Source organism: Paraliobacillus sediminis, assembly GCF_003426055.1.
The window spans coordinates 928,368-947,034 of record NZ_QJSI01000001.1 but is presented as its reverse complement, the minus strand read 5'-3'; the positions used below and the strand labels follow the sequence as shown (position 1 = coordinate 947,034).

Genomic DNA, 18,667 nt, shown 5'->3' with positions numbered 1-18,667 from the left:
CCAATTATAGGTTATGATATCTATATATTCTAACTATTTCCTAAATTTGGTTACAAGATATTAAGATTTACTACCAGTTTATACTTTAATTAGAGTCTTTCTGATCAATGTATAAACGATGATGGAATTGAACACCATAGTATTACTAAAACCAACTATAGTTAGTATGACATCTATTTTGAAAAGAGGGGGAAAATGAAGGAAACTTGGTATTTTATTGATTCTGGTCATTGTACACCGGCCTATAATATGGCATTAGATGAAGTACTCTTAAATTGGCATAGTCAAAATAAAATCCCTCCGGTTTTGCGTTTCTATGGTTGGAAACCTGCTGGACTATCCGTAGGCTATTTTCAAAAGGTTAATGGTAAAATTGACATCGATCAAGCAGCGGATTACGGAATTGAATTAGTAAGAAGATTAACAGGAGGTCGTGCAGTTCTACACGATCAAGAACTTACATATAGTGTTCTTGTATCAGAACAAAACAAAAATATGCCTTCCTCTGTAAAAGACTCTTGTCACGCTATTTCGATGGGTGTACTTGAAGGATTTAAAGAATTAAATATTGAAGCTACCTTCTCTATTCCAAAGAGCACACTAAAAACAACTAATTCTTCTGTATGTTTTGAAGAACCATCTTGGTATGAACTAATTATTGATGGCAAAAAGGCAGTAGGAAGCGCACAAACAAGAAAAAAGGGTGTTATCCTCCAACACGGATCAATTCCTTTAAAAGTCGATAAAGTTAAACTATTTGATCTATTCTTGTATTCTAGTGATCGATTAAAAACGAGAGCAAGGCAAACATTTGGTGATAAAGCAGTTACCCTGAATGATGTAACCGATCAAATGATTAGTTTTGACGATGCTAAAATTGCTTTTAAAAAAGGATTTGAACGCGGATTAGGTATTATTTTAGAACCTTTTCAGCTTTCAGAAGAACTTATCAATGAAGTAAATGATATCGCAGTTAATAAGTACAGCAATAACGAATGGAATTACTCACGTTAGAAGGGGTGTACAAACGAATGGTAAAAAAAGAAGAACATGTTAGAAAACCTGAATGGCTAACAATTAAGTTGAATACAAATAAATCATATAAGACACTGAAGAAATCGATGCGTACAAAAAACCTAAATACAGTTTGTGAAGAAGCACGTTGTCCAAATATTCACGAATGTTGGAGTGAGCGAAAAACAGCTACCTTCATGATTCTTGGTGACACTTGTACAAGAGGGTGTCGTTTTTGCGCAGTTAAAACTGGAAAACCCAATGAGCTAGATTGGAATGAACCAGAACGTGTTGCAGATGTAGTTGAAGATATGGGACTAAAACATGTTGTTATTACCTCTGTTGCCCGTGATGATTTAGATGACGGTGGCGCAGCGGTATTTGCTGAAACTGTTCGTGCTATTCGTCGAAAGAGCCCAAATTGTTCGGTCGAAATCTTACCTTCTGATATGAAAGGTGATTATAAAAGTCTTCACACGTTAATGGACGGAAAACCGGATATTTTTGATCACAATATTGAAACAGTAAGTCGATTAACCAAAAAGGTTCGTGCAATTGCCAAGTATGACCGTTCACTTAAACTACTGGAACGGGTAAAGGAAATTTCACCGCAAACACCGACAAAATCTAGTATGATGCTCGGATTGGGAGAGACTAAAGAAGAAATACTGGAAGCTATGGATGATTTGTTAAAACATAACGTTGATATCCTAACGCTCGGCCAATACTTACAGCCAACTACAAAACACTTAAAGGTTGAACGCTATTATCATCCAGATGAATTCGCAGAACTAAAAACAATTGCACTTCGTAAGGGATTCACCCATTGTGAATCTGGTCCAATGGTTCGTACATCTTATCACGCTGATGAACAAGTTAAAAAGCCAGTTGTGCAAGAACGGATTAAGTATTTAAAGGGCTATGAAGCTCAAGGAGAAAAGTTAGAAAACATTAAATTTTAAATAGACAAACGACCAAGCACATTTGTTTGGTCGTTTGTCTTATTTTGATTGTCGGATATATCTATTTCAGTTTAAACACCCATGCATGATTCTTTTCCTCAAGTCGATACTAATAAGACTTAATAGGAAAGGAGCATACATTAGTGACCGAAACTTTAGAAATAAACAGGATACTAGAAAAATTGTCTAGTTCTGATGAAGAATTAGATTTTGCCAAACCGAATCATATGACTTCCGCTATGAAAGTCTATCAGGATTATTATGGATTCAATCAATCAAATGTTACCTTTCACTTCGGTAAAGTAGCGATTGATCAAATCAAGGTCCATGTGCAAATTTTTAAACCAGAACATAGTAAAGGCAATGTGTTCTTATTACATGGATATTTAAGTCACATTGGTTATTTAAAACATATTATTCAATATTTAAATAAACAACAATACACCGTTATTAGTTATGATTTACAGGGACATGGACTTTCAACTGGTAAGAACGCATCTGTCCATTCATTTGATGATTATGGTCGAACAATGGAAAAATTACTAACCATTATTAGAAAGGAAATTATCGGTCCAATATACCTAATTGGACACAGCACAGGTGGCGCCATAATAGTTGACTACATACTTAGACATCCTGATCATCATATTGATAAAGCTATCATGGTTGCACCGCTAATTCGTTCAAACCATTGGAATTTATCAAAGTTTGGTTTATATACGATGAAACTCTTTCCCTTTATCAAACATATTAAAAGAAATTTCCGTCAAAATTCAGCAGATGAAAAATATTTAAAAGCCATAAAACTTGATCCACTCCAATCAACTAACGTTCCATTAGAATGGGTCAACGCATTAATGAACTGGAATAAAAAAATACAACAGTATCATTCAAGCAAAAAGTTTATTTATCTAATCCAAGGCAATCGTGATAAGACAGTAGATTGGAAATACAATGTACAATTTCTTCAACGTAAATTTCATAACATACAAATAGCTCAAATTGATCAAGGACGTCATGAGCTTTTTAATGAAGCAGAACCTATTAGAAGGATTGTTTTTGAACACATTCTCACATACTTGGAATCTTAACATTTAACTACTTATATCGTCACACTTAAATTTATTTTCAAAAAATGATACGATGAAAGAAAGGAGAGATGATCGATTATGAAAATTGCCTTTATTTCCGATGTTCATGGTAATGCAATAGCATTAGATGCAGTACTAGATGATATAAGAAAAAAGAAAGTCGATAAAATTGTAGTGCTCGGGGATCTTGCTTATCGTGGACCAGAGCCCAAGCGGTCTATTTCTTTAATTAAGGCTTTAAATACAACAGTTATTAAAGGTAATGCTGACGATTGGATTGTACGTGGTGTAAGAAAAGGCGAAGTTCCAGACGCAGCACTTGATACGATGAATGAGGAAAGAGATTGGTCTGTAGCACAATTAGCACAAGAGGATATTGAATACTTAGCTGCTCTACCTACGGAAACACTATTTGAAGAAAACAATATCGTATTTCATGGTTTTCACGCGACACCAAACAGTTTATTTGATGCGATATTGCCACATGCAACGGATGAAGTGATCGAGTCCGAATTAATGAAGAAGCATGCGGATGTTTATCTTTATGGACACATTCATAAATCTTATATTCGTACGATAAATGGCAAAACTATTATCAATCTAGGAAGTATTGGTTTACCATTTGATGGTATTACAAAAGCATCTTATGCGCTTGTAGATGTGCATGATGAAGGTATTAGTGCCTCTATCGAAAAAGTGTCTTATGATTACGAAAAAACGATTGATAAATATAAAGAAGTAAACTATCCAAATACCGCATTAATGGAAAATATCATTCGAAATGCAAAAAACTAACAAAAAATCCCCTTCCATTTCTACGTGGAACGGGAGTTTTTCAGAACACTAATTCGTTGCAATCTGTGGTAAAATAGCCGTACATGAAGGAGTGACGTTTTATGCACTGGAGAAAATTAGCACTACTTTTACCACCATTTATTCTTAGTTTCTATCTATTAATAACTTATCTACCTGAAACGTTAAGTCAATATTCTATCGCAGTAGCCATTTTATTTTGGATAATTTATTATGGTTGGGTCTTTATTGAAGAGAAACAAAAGGAAAAATTAAATAAAGATTCTACAGATAATATCAAATAAGACCTTAAAGAGAGGTCTTTTTTTCTTAATGATTTACGCAATTTTCACTTATAATAATAATCTCTAAACGTTGGTTGTTATAAGTTTGGAGTGTTTTCATTATAAAGCTTGAAACTATTTAAAAAAGTTGTTTATAACTGAATTACCATAGAATATGTCGTAAATAAGAATTTCCAGACCCGCTCCTCAAATGAAATTGATTCCCTTTCCGCAGGCACGGCTTCAGCTAACTCGGATAAGCAAATGTTTTCGGTGGGTCGAGTAATCGCAGGCCCAAAGACCGCTTTCCGAGTGGATCTTCAGCCCGTGCTGTTCCTGCAGGACAAGGAAGGCTACGACAGCAATGCATCGCACGAAGAAAATTGTTTTTTATTTTCGAGGATGTCGTCAATTTCATTTGATACGCTAGATTAGTCTATAAATATTTAGCGGGTGCTCTATTACATAATGAATTAAAAAACATCAACAACTTTATTAGTAACTTTCTGTTGTTAATGTTTTTTAATATTTAGAAATAGTTGCTTTAATCAGCGGAGGAAGTAAATGGGTGAGACTCCTGTGGGGAACAGCACAAGTCGAAGATCCACTTGGTGAAGTGTTTTTCTTTACCAATGAAAGCTTTAGACTGTGCCCACGGAAAGCGAATCCATTTACTGACGTAGCGGGTAAGAGCCTCTCTTACGACTGAGTTTCTCTCGAGTGCGTCAGATCACACGTACTGATGATTACTAAAGAAGCGTGAAGTCAACTTCTATTTTGGATTGTTAGACTTTCTTGTTATACCAAAACTTAAGTGCCTGTTTTACAGTACGAAAGTTGAGGTAGTAATTTATGAAACTTTCACAGCATTAAACAGGCACTTAAGTCTAGCGATAACTAGGATGTCTCACAAATAAAAGTTAAAGTTGACTTCGTTCCCATCACTACGTCTCATCTTATGAATTTGATAGAAAATGTGACGTAGTGAAACTTATAATTAACTATTCCTATTAAAAAAGTCGGGATTTAATTGACTTTATTTGATTTTTAATGCTATTCTTATAGATATAACTTAATAATTAACGATTCTTATCCAGAGAGGTGTAGGGACTGGCCCGATGAAGCCTCGGCAACAGGCTATTATTTTTTAGAACTGTGCCAACTCCACAAGTATTCCTATACTTGATAGATAAGTAGTAAGATGCATGTATTTCTTCTTTCTATTTAACTAGGGAGGAGAATTTTTTATATTATGATTATTATTGAAAAGCAAAAGTTGGGGGTTATGAAATGGGTAAAGTCTATTTAGTTGGCGCTGGTCCTGGAGATCCGGAACTATTAACAATTAAAGGATTAAAAGCAATTAAACAAGCAGATGTAATTTTGTATGATCGCCTAGTAAATGAGGAATTACTCAACTATGCTTCAAAAGATACCGAGTTAATTTATTGTGGAAAATTGCCTGGAAATCACACCTTACACCAAGATAAGATTAACAATTTACTTTGTGAACATGCAAAAGGAGACAAAATCGTCACACGTTTAAAAGGTGGGGATCCCTTTATTTTTGGCAGGGGTGGTGAAGAAGCACAGCTCCTAAAAGAATCTGGAATTCCATTTGAAATAGTCCCTGGTATTACAGCTGGTATTGCCGCACCTGCTTATGCTGGCATACCATTGACACACCGAACCCTAAGCTCTTCTATCACCATTATTACTGGCTTTAATCCGCAAAAGGATTCGAATGAATATTGGAGAAACTTAGTCGGTAGTGTAGAAACACTTTGTATCTATATGGGAGTGAAACATTTCCCAGAGATTTCTAAAAGATTAACTGAGAATGGTATGGACATTAACACCGAAGTTGCGCTTATTCATTGGGGCACACTTCCCAAGCAAAAAACAATCACTGGTACATTAGCAACAATCAACGAAAAACTACATGAAATTGATAACCCCTCTATGATTGTAATCGGAAAAGTTGTACGATTAAGAGAGAAATTGGAATGGTTTGAAGAAATTGCACCGTCCTAAACTTTTGCATCATCTTATTCAATAAGGTGATGCAAACTAATTAAGTCATGTTTGATACAGAAAGGGAGTAAACAGATGATGGAATTAGAAGGAAAGAAAATTGGTGTTACTGCAGATAGAAAGGCCGATGAAATCAGTACAATTATTAGAAAAAAAGGGGGAACTCCAGTTATTCGTTCTATTCAAGGGGAACGTATTCTTCTTGAAGATAAGGCAGAGCAAGACGTGCAGCATTTAATTGCAGAAGATTATGACTGGGTTATTCTCACAACTGGTATTGGTGCTAAGGGGTTAGAGAACGCGGCCAAAAATCTTGGTGTGCTAGAATTATATATTGATACATTAAGAGGAAAGAAAATTGCTGCTCGTGGAAGTAAAACACTGAATTGGATGAAGCAATGGAATTTAAAACCGTATTTCTCCTCATCTGATGGAACAATGGATAAATTAATAGAAGAATTAAAGACAAATCAAATTGATGGACAGAAATTTTTCTTTCAAGCTTACAATAAAGATGAAGAAGAATTACTAAATCAGTTACGAGCATTACCAATTTCGCTTTATCAATCGATGCCCTATTACTATAATCCTCCTGAAGCTGAGACATTGAAAAACTTAAGAACGTTAATCGAGACAAAAGAATTAGATGCTGTTTTATTTACAAGTAAAACACAAGCGGAAAATCTTTTTTCTGACTATGCGCACACTGATAAATTAGTTGCAGCCTTTGAGAGCGATGTTCTAGCAGTTAATATTGGCATTGTAACCGAAATGCAAGTAAGACATTTTGGTGTCAATCGTGTATTAACTCCTGACAAACCAAAAATGGGAGCGATGGTTATATCACTAGCTAATTATTATAAAACGAAAGAAAAGCCTGTTAATACAGACTGATACTCTCTCACTTCTAGTATAAATAAATCATTCCAATTGTGGTGACTAATACAATAATACTTAGTGGTAAACCTACTTTAAAATAATCCGTAAACTTATAACCACCTGGGCCATAAACGATCAGATTTGTCTGATAGCCTATTGGTGATAGAAAGCTAGCAGAAGCACCAACTGTTATAATAACTAAAAACGCCATAGGATCAGCTGCTAATTTATTAGCGGCTTCTATTGCTATAGGAAACATTAATACGGCTGCACCATTATTTGTAATCATTTCAGTAAAAGTAACTGTTACGACATAAAGTAACACCAATATACCTAACATACCAAAAGGCTCAGAAACTACAATTAACTGATTCGCAATCCAGTCTGCCGCTCCAGTCTTAAACAAAGCTTGCCCAACACCAAATGCACTTGCAATCAATAATAAAACATGATATTGCATGTCCCTACTAATATCTTCAGGCTTGATAACTTTTAATACAATATAAAGAATCACCGTAACGATCATTGCCTTTAACATCGACACGACCCCGAAACTTACCAAGAAAATCATTGTAGTGAGTATCATGATAGATAACCAGGCATTTTTCTTATCAATCTTGTGCAACAATGGATGTTTATTCAATGGCATTGCCACATAAAAGTCATTGGATTGCGCAAATTTTTCTTCAAAGTCGGCACCAGCTAATAAGAGAAGTGTATCTCCTGCTTTTAGTGTAATATCACCAATACCACTTTCGATTCGTTCATTATTTCGATGAACAGCTATCACATCAGCATCATATTTAGCACGAAATTTATTCTCTTTTACTTTTTTATGAAGAAGAGAAGATTGATGTGAAATTACAACTTCCATCACTTGTGTGTTCCCATTCCGTAACTTTTCTAATGTGACGTTTGTTCCTGTCTTTAATTCTATTCCCTTTTTACTTTGAATTTCTGCAATTCGTGAAATAACACCTGTGAATATCAGACGATCATTTGCTTTTATTTTTGTTGAATTTCTGACTGGATATATTTTTTCGTTATTTCGAATTACCGCTATTAAATAAACACCTTTAAAATCTCTTAATCCCGATTCTTCAACAGTCTTATTAACTAATGGATTATCTAAGTATGGATAATTTTCCTCGATAACCATTTCGATTAAATATTCTCTACTTTTCTCCGTAACTGTCGGTTCTGACACTTCATAGTTCGGGAGAATTTTATATCCAATGGTCACCAAATAAATAAGCCCCAAAATACTAGCTGGCAAACTATATTTGGCTAATGTGAACATCGAATACCCTTCCATCCCTCTCTCTACCATCAAACCGTGTACAACAAGGTTAGTGGATGTGCCCATTAAAGTTAAAATTCCACCTAATATTGTCGCATAGGAAAGAGGAATCAAAAACTTAGAAGGAGCAATATTATGATCGATACACCATTTCCGGACAATCGGAGTTAGTGTCATAACAATCGGTGTGTTATTCAGGAATGCCGATGCTGCTGTAATTGGTAATAAAAATGTTAACAAGGTACGTTGATCAGACTTCCCTTTTTTCAATAATCGAAAGATAATTTGTTCTACTAAACCGCTTTTTTGAATCGCACCAGCTACAACAAATAGCAAAGCAACCGTTAGCATACCTTGATTAGAAAAACCAGCAAATGCTTCTTCAGCAGTTAAAATACCAGTAATAAAAAAGATTGACAACGCGGTGAACACAATGATATCTGGACGAGCTATCTCTTTAATTAATCCAATTAACATTATAAAAACTACGATAAAAGTAAAGATCATTTCGCCTGTCATATGTGTCCCCCTAACATATAGTTGTCAATTTCATCAATTCGTTGCAGAGAGTTTTATGACTTGTTTATCAAACTATTTAGACGAGATAACCCTTCTCTTTTAAATAATCGATAATACTATCAACCGCTTCTTCTACTGTTTGTTTATCTGTTTCTATCGTTAATTCGGCCTGCTCTGGTTCTTCATATGGTGCATCTATACCAGTAAAACCTTTAATTTCACCTGCTCGTGCCTTTTTATAAAGTCCTTTAGGATCACGTTTTTCACAGGTCTCTACACTTGCTTTCATATAAATCTCAATAAATTCATCTTCATCTAACAGTTCACGTACCTTTTCTCTATCCTGTTTATACGGTGATATAAATGCAGTTAATGTTATTAAGCCTGCATCCACCATCAATTTTGCTACCTCACCTACACGTCGGATATTCTCTGTACGATCTTCCGGACTGAACTTCAAGTTATTATTTAAACCGTGACGGACATTATCCCCATCCAAACGATAGGTATGAACCGCTAATTCATGTAACTTTTTCTCTAGTTCAACAGACACAGTAGATTTCCCAGATCCAGAAAGGCCTGTAAACCAGAGAACCGCACTTTTGTGATTATTTTGTTCTTGTCTATCTTGCTTTGAAACTTCTGAGTTGTGCCAAACAATGTTGGTTGATTCGTGCATAATTGTAGCCCCCCTAAATCAAAATTTAGCTTGTTTGCATCCCTTTAATAAGTACTTCTGCAACCTCTGGACGTGAAAATTGTTTTGGTGGTTTCTCTCCATTACGTAACATCTCTCTTACTTTTGTTCCACTTAGATGAACATGATTTTCTTTATCGTGTGGACACGTTTTAGCAGTAGCCATGTTTTCACATGCAGTACAGAAAAAGGCATGCTCAAATGCAAAAATTTGAATTCCTAATTCATCTTCAAATTGACGAATGAAGTCTTGTGCTTCATATGTTCCATAGTAATCACCCACACCAGCGTGATCGCGTCCGACAATAAAGTGGGTACATCCGTAATTTTTACGCACGATCGCATGTAAAATAGCTTCTTTAGGGCCAGCATAGCGCATTGCCGCAGGATAGATAACTAAACGCGTTCTATCTTCTGGATAATAGTTTTTAAGTATTACTTGATAGCTTTCCATCCGCACTGCTGCAGAAATATCATCTGACTTTGTTTCACCAACAAGTGGATTTAATAACAAACCGTCAACTACTTCTAATGCACTCTTTTGAATATATTCATGCGCACGATGAACAGGATTACGCGTTTGAAAACCAACAATTGTCTTCCAACCTAGTTCCGTAAATAATGCACGTGTTTCGCTAGGGTCCATATGAAAGGCTTCAAATTCACTATGATCTGGTCGATTTAATAAGGTAATCGGACCTGCTAAGTGAATATCGCCTCTTTCGTACAACTTTTTCACACCTGGATGTGCTTCATCGGTTGTTCCATACACGTTTTTTGCTTCAAGCTTTTTGTCATAGCTGTACTTTTCTTCTAATTGGATCGTGCCATAAATAACACCGTCTTCGCCCTTTAAGGCAATTTCTTCACCAATTTGATATGTTTCTGCTTGCGCTTCCGTAACTGCTAATGTGATTGGTATACTCCAAACACTTCCGTCAGTTAGTCGTGTTTCTTTGACAACTCGCTGATAATCTTTTTGTCCCAAAAAACCAGTAAGTGGACTAAAACCACCTATACCAATTAATTCTAAATCAGATATAGCCCATGCATTTACAGTTAAATCTTTTAAAGCAGTGGCATTCGTTACTGCTTTTTCTCTTTTGGTGCCCGTTAATTGTCTATTAATTAATGTGCCACCATGTGCTTCAATTGACATCTAAAAAAACCTCCAATATGTTTTGAGTGAAGCAATTATTACGCATGAAAATCTAAACCAGACTCCACTGCTTCAATATAGCCTTGACGAATAACGAAGTCACCAAAGTGTTCTTTTTCATTACGATCTTTTGCATAAGAATGAAGCATTGGTTTTAACGTGTCTAAAATTTCTTTTTCGCCAATGTTTTCTTTATACATCTTACTTAGACGATCACCCGTGAAGCCTGCTCCTAAATACATATTATATTTTCCAGGCCCTTTACCAATAAAACCAATTTCTCCAAGCGCGGACCTTGCACAGCCATTCGGACAACCTGTCATTCGAATGATAATTTCCTCATCTCTAAGACCAACTTCATCAATGACCAACTCTAGTTTGTCAATAAGAGACGGAAGGTAACGTTCTGCTTCAGCCATAGCCAATCCACAAGTAGGAAATGACGTACAAGCCATAGAGTTTCTTCGTAAGGCAGAGTTTTGTTTGCCATCTGTTAAACCATATTCTTTAACCAATTTGTTTATTTTAGGTTTGTCTTTTGCAGTTACAGAACCAATAATAACGTTTTGGTTTGCTGTTAAACGGAAATCACCTGTGTGAACCTTAGCAATTTCACGCAAGCCAGTCATCAGTTTGTAGTCTTCTGAATCAGCAATTCGTCCATTTTGGATAAATAATGTTAAGTGCCATTTACCATCACCTTTTAACCAACCATAACGATCACCATTATGATCGAAGCTGAAAGAACGCGCCTCGCCAAGTTCATAACCAAGTCTTTCTGCTAGCTCTGTTTTAAACCAGTCAAGACCATAGTGATCAATCGTATACTTAAATCTAGCATTCTTACGATTTGAACGGTTTCCAAAATCGCGTTGAATCGTAATAACTTTTTCAGCCACATCTACTATTTTGTCAACTGGAATAAAACCAATTACACGGCCTAATTGTGGATAAGTTGCAGTATCTCCGTGAGTCATTCCCATTCCGCCACCAACAGAGACATTAAAGCCTTGCAGTTTATCATCTTCTATAATCGCGATGAACCCTAGATCTTGGGAATAAACATCGACATCATTTGATGGTGGTACAGCAATACCTATTTTGAACTTTCTAGGTAAATAGTGTTTACCATACATCGGTTCTTCATCTATATCACGACTATCAATTTGTTTCTCTCCATCAAGCCAAATCTCATGATACGCTTTTGTTCTTGGTGAAAGGTAATCACTTAATGTTTTCGACCATTCATATACTTCTGCATGAATATCTGATTGATATGGATTAGCTGTACACATTACATTTCTGTTCACATCGCCACAAGCTGCGAGTGAATCCATTAATACAGCGTCCATTGCTTGCATACTTTTTTTCATATTCCACTTTAAAATACCGTGGAGTTGAAAAGCTTGACGTGTCGTAAGTTTCATCGTACCGTTACCATACTGTTGAGAAATCTCATCCATCGCCAACCATTGTTCCGAAGTTGCGACACCACCAGGTGCACGTACACGGACCATAAAGGAGTATGCTGGTTCTAGCTTTTGTTGTTTTCTTTCTAGACGAACATCACGATCATCTTGTTGATAGCTACCGTGAAATTTTAATAATTTAGTTTGAGCATCAGGAATACTCGCAGTAAGACGATCTGCAAAGCTTTCAACGAGCGTTCCACGAAGGAAATTACTGTCTTCTTTAATTTGTTCCATTTCATCTAGAGGTTGATCTTGCACTCTTGTTTTATTTGTTGTCATCATGAATCCCCCTTGCTACAAAATTAATATACGTCACGCTGATATCGTTTTTCTTTACGCATTGTTGTTAAAAATAGCTCTGCTTGTTCTGCGTTCATGCCGCCTTCTTTTTCAAAAATAGACAACAATGTAGCCTGCACATCTTTGGCCATGTGCTTCTCGTCTCCACAAACATAGACATGAGCCCCGTCTTGTATCCATTGATAAAGTTCTTTACTTTGTTCCAACATTCTATCCTGTACATATACCTTTTGATCCGTATCACGAGAAAAGGCCACATCCATTTTTGATAGCACACCATCTTTAAGCCACTTTTGCCACTCGATTTGATAGAGGAAATCTGAAACGAAATGTTGATCGCCAAAAAATAGCCACGCCTTACCATCAGCTTCAATCTCTTCACGTTCTTGAAGAAAAGCACGATATGGTGCAACACCAGTCCCTGCTCCAATCATAATAATTGGTTTAGCTGTTTCCTCAGGTAATCTAAATCTCTCATTACTCTGAACAAAAACTGGTAAACTATCGCCAATTTCTAATCTATCAGCGCATTGCCCTGAACAAACACCAACTCGATCACGACCATGTGCATGATACCGAACAGTGCCAAGCGTTAGATGAACCTCATCAGGATTTGCCTTTAAGCTACTTGCGATTGAGTAAAGACGTGCTGGTATTTTACGAAGCAGTTTAATAAAGTCAACTGCCGAAACGTCCCATGGACCAAAATCATCTACTAAATCAATCAGGTCTCTTCCCTCAAGATAATCATTAATTACTTCTCTATTATCGGACTGAGCGAGTTTAATTAATCCTTCACTACCAGTAAAGACTGCAATTTTCTCCAACAATGGTTTCGTTAAAATTGTAATTTCAAGCGTTGAGATTAGAGCGTCCCGTAACGGGCGATCACCATGATCATCATTCTCGATAGAGACGCGTTCATTAGGATCCCACTGCATTTTTTCAATTAATTGATCTACCAATACTGGATCATTTTCAGGATAAATACCTAGACTATCTCCAGGTTCATATTGTAAATTAGAACCTTCTAAATCTAACTCAAGATGATGCGTCTCTTTATTTGAGCCACGTCCATTAATATTTAGATTCGTTAATATTTCTGTTGTAAATGGATTTTTCTTCGAATATGCATGACCATCAGTCGCTGCATCTGTTTGAGTATTTCCAGTTTCACTTACTTGTTGTTCTCCACCCTGGGACTCTTTCAAAATAGCTAATACCCCTGAAAACCATTCCTCAGCTGGTTGTTCAAAGTCTAAATCACAATCAATACGCTGATAAAAACGCTCTCCACCTAATTCTTCTAAACGTTTATCAAAATCTATTCCGGTTTGACAAAAGAATTCATAAGAGCTATCTCCTAATGAGAGAACGGAAAAACGTAGATCTTCTAGTTTAGGAGCCTTAGGACCATGTAGAAAATCATAAAATGATATAGCATTATCTGGGGGATCTCCCTCTCCATCGGTGCTCGTCACAATCAATAAATTTTTAAGTGTTTTTAGATTCTTCGGTTTAAAATCTTCTAGTGAAGAAACCGTAACAACAAAATTATCTTGCTCTAGCTGTTCACCCATATTTTCAGCTAACCCCTGGGAATTACCAGTGTCTGTTCCATAAAGTACTGTTACCTCTACTGGTTTCTTTTCAACAGAAGCTACTTCTACTCCAGGTTGTTGTACTACTGATCCAGACTGAGATACTGCTAAATAACCGCTTAACCAATACTTTTGTTGTTCTGTTAACGATGGTACAAGGCGATTTAGTAGCTCTACTTGTTCTTGATTAAAAATACTGTTCGTCGTTTGAAATTCCAAAAATATCACCCCACTCATATATACGATTCTATTTATAAAAGAAGGCAACTATTGATCTAGTTTCCTTTTATTATCTTACGGCTTTATTCTTAACCTTTGTATTCTAATTAGTTTAGTCGGGATTAAGGGATAAAAAATAGAATCTAACTTTAATTGATCCCTTGACTGGTTTTGAAAATTATTCCTTTGCTACATGTAAGCCACATTCTGTTTTATTTGAACCTTGCCATCTTCCAGCACGACTATCTCCATTGTCACTAACTGCAGAGGTACACGGGATACATCCGATACTTGGATATCCTTGATCGTGTAAATTATTGTAAGCTAATTCATTTGCTTCAATGTATTCCCAAACATCATCCCAAGTCCAATAAATTAATGGGCACACCTTAATTGATTTAAAACGGTCATCTTTATTAACAAAATTGGTATTACTCCTGCTTACTGATTGCTCTCTTCTTAAACCAGAAAGCCAAGCTGTTGCACCGCTAAGTGCTTCTTCTAATGGTTTAATTTTTCGAATAAAACAACATTGATCAGGCTGTCTCTTCCATAATGCAGAACCATGTTTTTCTGCCTGTTCCTCTACTGTTAAATCTGGCTTTTTCATATTGATTTTAAGTTTTGGATAGCGTCTTTTAACCTCATTTATTAAGTCATATGTTTCTTGAAAGTGAAGGTCTGTGTCGAGAAATACAATTTCAGCATCCTCTTTCACTTTAGCAATTAAATCAATTAACACCATTCCTTCTGCACCAAAGCTACAAGCATATACAACGGATTCGCCATATGTTTCATATGCCCACTCTACTATTCTAGCAGCACCTTTAGTATCATCAGTAGGATTAAAATCTATAAACGGGTCGACAGAGAAATTTTCATATAATAGCTGATTATTCATCCTATTCTCCTCCCTTCATATTAAAACCTCTCTTCTGATATTTCAGAAGAGAGGTTTATACATCTATTATTTACCCATCTTCTTATCTTCCAAGTGTATACACTTGCTGGACGTAGCACAGTATCTAATGCAGACCCGTTGCCGAAGTATCAAAGGGCCAGTCCCTCCACCTCTCTTGATAAGAATACTTTATTTAATTAGTTTTTTCATTGTACAAATCATATTACTACTCAAGGAAAATGTCAATAGCTAGAACTGGAATTACACATTAATTCTGACAATTTATTTTTATTGGCTTCTAAATGGAATGTAGTCAGAAATAATCTCTACTTATTTCTTTTCTAAGACGTTTATCCCACCCTGATTACCAACAATAACTGTATCTGTCATATTGATAAATAATCCTGTCTCCACAACTCCTACTAGTTGTATTAATTGTTCGTGTAACTTTGCTGGTTGTGTTATTTTTCCGAATTTACAATCTAGAATAATGTTTCCATTGTCTGTAATGTAATGCGTATCACCACTAAGTCTAATAGTTGGTTCGTATCCTAATGCAGCGATTCGCTTTGCTGTAAGATTCCATCCAAATGGCACAACTTCAATTGGTAGAGGATATTCTCCTAAATGGTCAACCACTTTAGATTGATCAACAATTATTAGTAGTTTGTCAGCAGCAATGGCCACCATTTTCTCACGTAACAGCGCTCCTCCACCACCCTTGATTAGTTGGAGATTTTGATCTACCTCATCTGCTCCATCTATTGTGATATCTAACGCACTAACTTCTGATAGATCGGTTGTTGGAACACCAAATTCTTGCGCCCACTTTTCTGTTTGTGCTGAAGTAGGAACACCTATAATATCTAGTCCTTGTTGGACACGCTCGCCTAATGCTTTAACCATCCAATACGCAGTAGAACCAGAACCTAACCCAACCTTCATACCATCTTTTACATATTTAGCTGCTTCTGTACCAACTAACATTTTTGATTTTTCTGCTTCATTCATACGCTTTCACCCTTTTAAATTTGATGTTAGGTTTATTATACACGTATGGGGATTTTTTTGAAGATTTGCGTTCACTTTTTAGATTTTGATTAAGTTTTGGGGGTTGTGAGCATATTTGTATTGTTTGTGATCGTCTTATTTATTTTATGATCAAATGGCTTTGTTTGTGATCATTTCAATCAAATTTGTGATCAATTTCTAATTATTAGCCTAATTTGTTCCTCGTCTAATCCTGTTATTTTTGTAATAAGCGGAAGTTCCATTCCTTCAAGTGACATTTTGATAGCAATCTCCTCCTTAGCTATACTTTGAACATTACGCATCAGATGCTGGTTACTTGAAAGACGATACGGCTCATTGCTTTCGCTGTGCAAAATAGCGTCTGCCAATTTAATCATCTTATTTCTTTGCTTTATTTTGGTTAGTGCATTTTGCTTTTCTTCCACATCCACATCTCGAATGAAATACAACCATTCTGCTAATGGCGTTAATGGTTCTTGCCCGAGTAACTTTTGCATTTCTAAATAATGAATCTCTATGTCTCCTATTGATCTCGTTTCTTTAAAAACTGTATGATAAGCTTCAGTTTCTTGTAACAAGTTAAAGTTTAATACATTAATAGAGATACATTTCTTTAATTTATAATAGGTCTCGCCTTCCGCAATTTTCTCACTAATTAAAGTAGATTTATAATACAACGAACGGTTACGATAATGCTCGACATTGCGAACATGTATTTCAACATCTATGTATGCATCACATGCTGTTTTTACTTTTAAATCCATGATTGATAGCTTATTTTCGGGTAAATTTATAGTGACAATAGCTGTTATCTTTTCTTCTAAAAGAGCATTTAAAAAGGCAATTAAAACCACCTTTTTTTCGGCTTGATTTCCAGCAAAAATCTTTTTAAAAGTACAATCAATTTTAGAATCTATTAGTGGAAAATCACTTGTTTCTTCTCTCAATTCTCATCACCCTTTTCTCTTGTATTTTGCGACGATGTTACATTTCACATAGCATAGCAAAGTATTTTCCATTCGTAAAAAGGATGATATCGCATTTCTTTATACTTATTTTCTATTAAAACACGAGTTAAAAAGCTGAAGGAGCAAATTTCAAGGATTTAATTGTCAAGAAAAAACAAAATTGCTGTCTGAGCAACTTTTTTTATGATCAAATCGGTAAGATTTGTGAGCATATTTATCAGGATGTGAGCAACTTCTATTTTATCTGATCATTTTAGGTTGATTTGTGAGCATTCGGGTTCTTTTACAAAATATCTACCTTTTTTCTTCCCTACCGAAATGAGAGAACTGTTTATTAATAGTCTATTCGCTAGATGACGATTATCAATTTGAATAAACGCCATACATTGCCTAGTAGTTATTTTTCGATCAACTAATAATAGAAAATCATCAATAGCTTCTATGTGTGCATCAAGAGAAGTTTGCCCACAGGAATAACAAAGCCATTTCCCATGCATCCGTTTCATCGTTAGTTGCTTACATGCGTTACAGTATACACCTGATAAAATATCAGTTGGTTTTAGTGAATAAAGTGATGGAAAGGCAGGGTGAAATGGTTTGTGTTGATGTAGTAAAGTTGGGATGATTTTATGCAGAGTCTGGACTTTTACATTCTTGCGAGGGTGCTGTTGTAGTAAAGTTAGATACCGTTTTTTTATAGAAGGAAAATGCATAACCTTTTGAAAAACACCTTCCCTATCACTACCTTCAATCACATCTATGATCGTTTCTTGTTCACTTATTGCAACTAGATAATGAATCGGAAAGGAATCAATTTTGAATTGATTGAAGAGCCATTTTTCAAAATTGCCCTTATGTTCTTCCACTTGAAGGATAGGTGAAGGAAATCCTGTTTCTTTTCCGTTTTGGTCGCGAATCAATTGATTAGAAATAGTATCGAAATACAGTGTTCCAGCGATATTTTTTATCTCAATAATAAGAGCGAAATAAGGCGTGAGTAATAAAGTGTCCATTTCAAAAAAGTCACTATCATTTGGAAGGCGTAGATTATGAAAAATATGTAGGTTTTCTTGTGGGAGATGTCTCAAATAGAATTCTATTCCTAACTCGCCTTTATATCCTGCGATTTGCCAATTATGATTTCTACTAATGGTCGGATATGCCGGATGATCATAGTTGATGCGTCTCATTAGCGCTTGATCAAGTAAAAGGCGAGAAGGAATTGTGTGTTTTTTATGGAGCATTGCTATCACCTCGAGGTAACTTAGTAGGTTCATCTTGTAGAAGTCTGCGGAGTTAAAAATATAATAATTCATTTCTGAAAAAGAAGCAAGCATCATTTTGTGGGTTTTTTTATTAGGTTCGTTTTTTGTGATCAAATGCGATAGGTTTGTGATCATCTGTCGATGTTTGTGATCAAATTTATCAGGTTGTGATCAACTT

17 protein-coding genes and 2 riboswitches are annotated in these 18,667 nt (G+C 35.7%); of the genes, 8 read left to right on the top strand and 9 right to left on the bottom strand.

Annotation, left to right across the window (positions count from 1 at the left end; genetic code table 11):
• The first annotated feature begins 195 nt into the window (after positions 1–195).
• From D2K60_RS04065 to D2K60_RS04035, 8 genes are all read left to right on the top strand, one after another.
• On the top strand, positions 196–1,014 hold the full coding sequence (locus D2K60_RS04065) for a lipoate--protein ligase family protein (RefSeq protein ID WP_117168699.1): 819 nt from the start codon (positions 196–198) through the stop codon (positions 1,012–1,014).
• A gap of 17 nt (positions 1,015–1,031) precedes the next feature.
• A complete protein-coding gene (lipA, locus tag D2K60_RS04060) occupies positions 1,032–1,976 on the top strand; it encodes a lipoyl synthase (RefSeq protein WP_117168698.1) in 945 nt (314 codons plus the stop codon).
• 143 nt (positions 1,977–2,119) lie between these two features.
• Positions 2,120–3,067 carry an alpha/beta hydrolase gene (locus D2K60_RS04055; protein ID WP_117168697.1) on the top strand — a complete coding sequence of 316 codons (948 nt, stop codon included), beginning with the start codon at positions 2,120–2,122 and terminating at the stop codon, positions 3,065–3,067.
• Positions 3,068–3,145: 78 nt separating this feature from the next.
• Entirely contained in the window at positions 3,146–3,862 is a 717-nt protein-coding gene (locus D2K60_RS04050) for a metallophosphoesterase family protein (protein ID WP_117168696.1), read from the top strand.
• Positions 3,863–3,963: 101 nt separating this feature from the next.
• Positions 3,964–4,164: a hypothetical protein gene (locus D2K60_RS04045; protein WP_117168695.1), complete on the top strand. Its 201-nt coding sequence runs from the start codon at positions 3,964–3,966 to the stop codon at positions 4,162–4,164.
• A gap of 547 nt (positions 4,165–4,711) precedes the next feature.
• On the top strand, positions 4,712–4,852 hold the full coding sequence (locus tag D2K60_RS20550) for a hypothetical protein (RefSeq protein WP_162880690.1): 141 nt from the start codon (positions 4,712–4,714) through the stop codon (positions 4,850–4,852).
• Positions 4,853–5,229: 377 nt separating this feature from the next.
• Positions 5,230–5,339: riboswitch (SAM riboswitch) on the top strand.
• 94 nt (positions 5,340–5,433) lie between these two features.
• Complete coding sequence (gene cobA / locus D2K60_RS04040; RefSeq protein ID WP_117168694.1) at positions 5,434–6,177, top strand: uroporphyrinogen-III C-methyltransferase; 744 nt, start codon at positions 5,434–5,436, stop codon at positions 6,175–6,177.
• 75 nt (positions 6,178–6,252) lie between these two features.
• Positions 6,253–7,071, top strand: a complete 819-nt coding sequence (locus tag D2K60_RS04035) for a uroporphyrinogen-III synthase (protein WP_117168693.1) — start codon at positions 6,253–6,255, stop codon at positions 7,069–7,071.
• A 13-nt stretch (positions 7,072–7,084) separates the two neighbouring features.
• Here the strand turns inward: D2K60_RS04035 and D2K60_RS04030 are convergent, their stop codons facing one another.
• The 9 genes from D2K60_RS04030 to D2K60_RS03990 form a co-directional block, all read right to left on the bottom strand.
• A complete protein-coding gene (locus D2K60_RS04030; RefSeq protein WP_117168692.1) occupies positions 7,085–8,875 on the bottom strand; it encodes an SLC13 family permease in 1,791 nt (596 codons plus the stop codon).
• Positions 8,876–8,951: 76 nt separating this feature from the next.
• The gene (gene cysC, locus D2K60_RS04025; RefSeq protein ID WP_117168691.1) at positions 8,952–9,554 is read right to left on the bottom strand and encodes an adenylyl-sulfate kinase; all 603 of its coding nucleotides are present in this window, start codon (positions 9,552–9,554) and stop codon (positions 8,952–8,954) included.
• Between the two features lie 25 nt (positions 9,555–9,579).
• Complete coding sequence (gene sat, locus D2K60_RS04020) at positions 9,580–10,731, bottom strand: sulfate adenylyltransferase (protein WP_117168690.1); 1,152 nt, start codon at positions 10,729–10,731, stop codon at positions 9,580–9,582.
• A 38-nt stretch (positions 10,732–10,769) separates the two neighbouring features.
• Positions 10,770–12,482 carry an assimilatory sulfite reductase (NADPH) hemoprotein subunit gene (gene cysI, locus D2K60_RS04015; RefSeq protein WP_117168689.1) on the bottom strand — a complete coding sequence of 571 codons (1,713 nt, stop codon included), beginning with the start codon at positions 12,480–12,482 and terminating at the stop codon, positions 10,770–10,772.
• A gap of 23 nt (positions 12,483–12,505) precedes the next feature.
• On the bottom strand, positions 12,506–14,323 hold the full coding sequence (locus D2K60_RS04010) for an assimilatory sulfite reductase (NADPH) flavoprotein subunit (RefSeq protein WP_117168688.1): 1,818 nt from the start codon (positions 14,321–14,323) through the stop codon (positions 12,506–12,508).
• 178 nt (positions 14,324–14,501) lie between these two features.
• Entirely contained in the window at positions 14,502–15,224 is a 723-nt protein-coding gene (locus tag D2K60_RS04005; RefSeq protein WP_117168687.1) for a phosphoadenylyl-sulfate reductase, read from the bottom strand.
• 79 nt (positions 15,225–15,303) lie between these two features.
• A riboswitch (SAM riboswitch) is annotated at positions 15,304–15,409 on the bottom strand.
• Between the two features lie 145 nt (positions 15,410–15,554).
• A complete protein-coding gene (gene rpiA / locus D2K60_RS04000) occupies positions 15,555–16,235 on the bottom strand; it encodes a ribose-5-phosphate isomerase RpiA (protein WP_117168686.1) in 681 nt (226 codons plus the stop codon).
• A gap of 191 nt (positions 16,236–16,426) precedes the next feature.
• On the bottom strand, positions 16,427–17,203 hold the full coding sequence (locus D2K60_RS03995) for an Rpn family recombination-promoting nuclease/putative transposase (RefSeq protein ID WP_117168685.1): 777 nt from the start codon (positions 17,201–17,203) through the stop codon (positions 16,427–16,429).
• A 269-nt stretch (positions 17,204–17,472) separates the two neighbouring features.
• Positions 17,473–18,468, bottom strand: coding sequence for a nuclease-related domain-containing protein (locus tag D2K60_RS03990; RefSeq protein WP_162880689.1), 996 nt, complete (start codon positions 18,466–18,468; stop codon positions 17,473–17,475).
• Positions 18,469–18,667 lie beyond the last annotated feature (199 nt).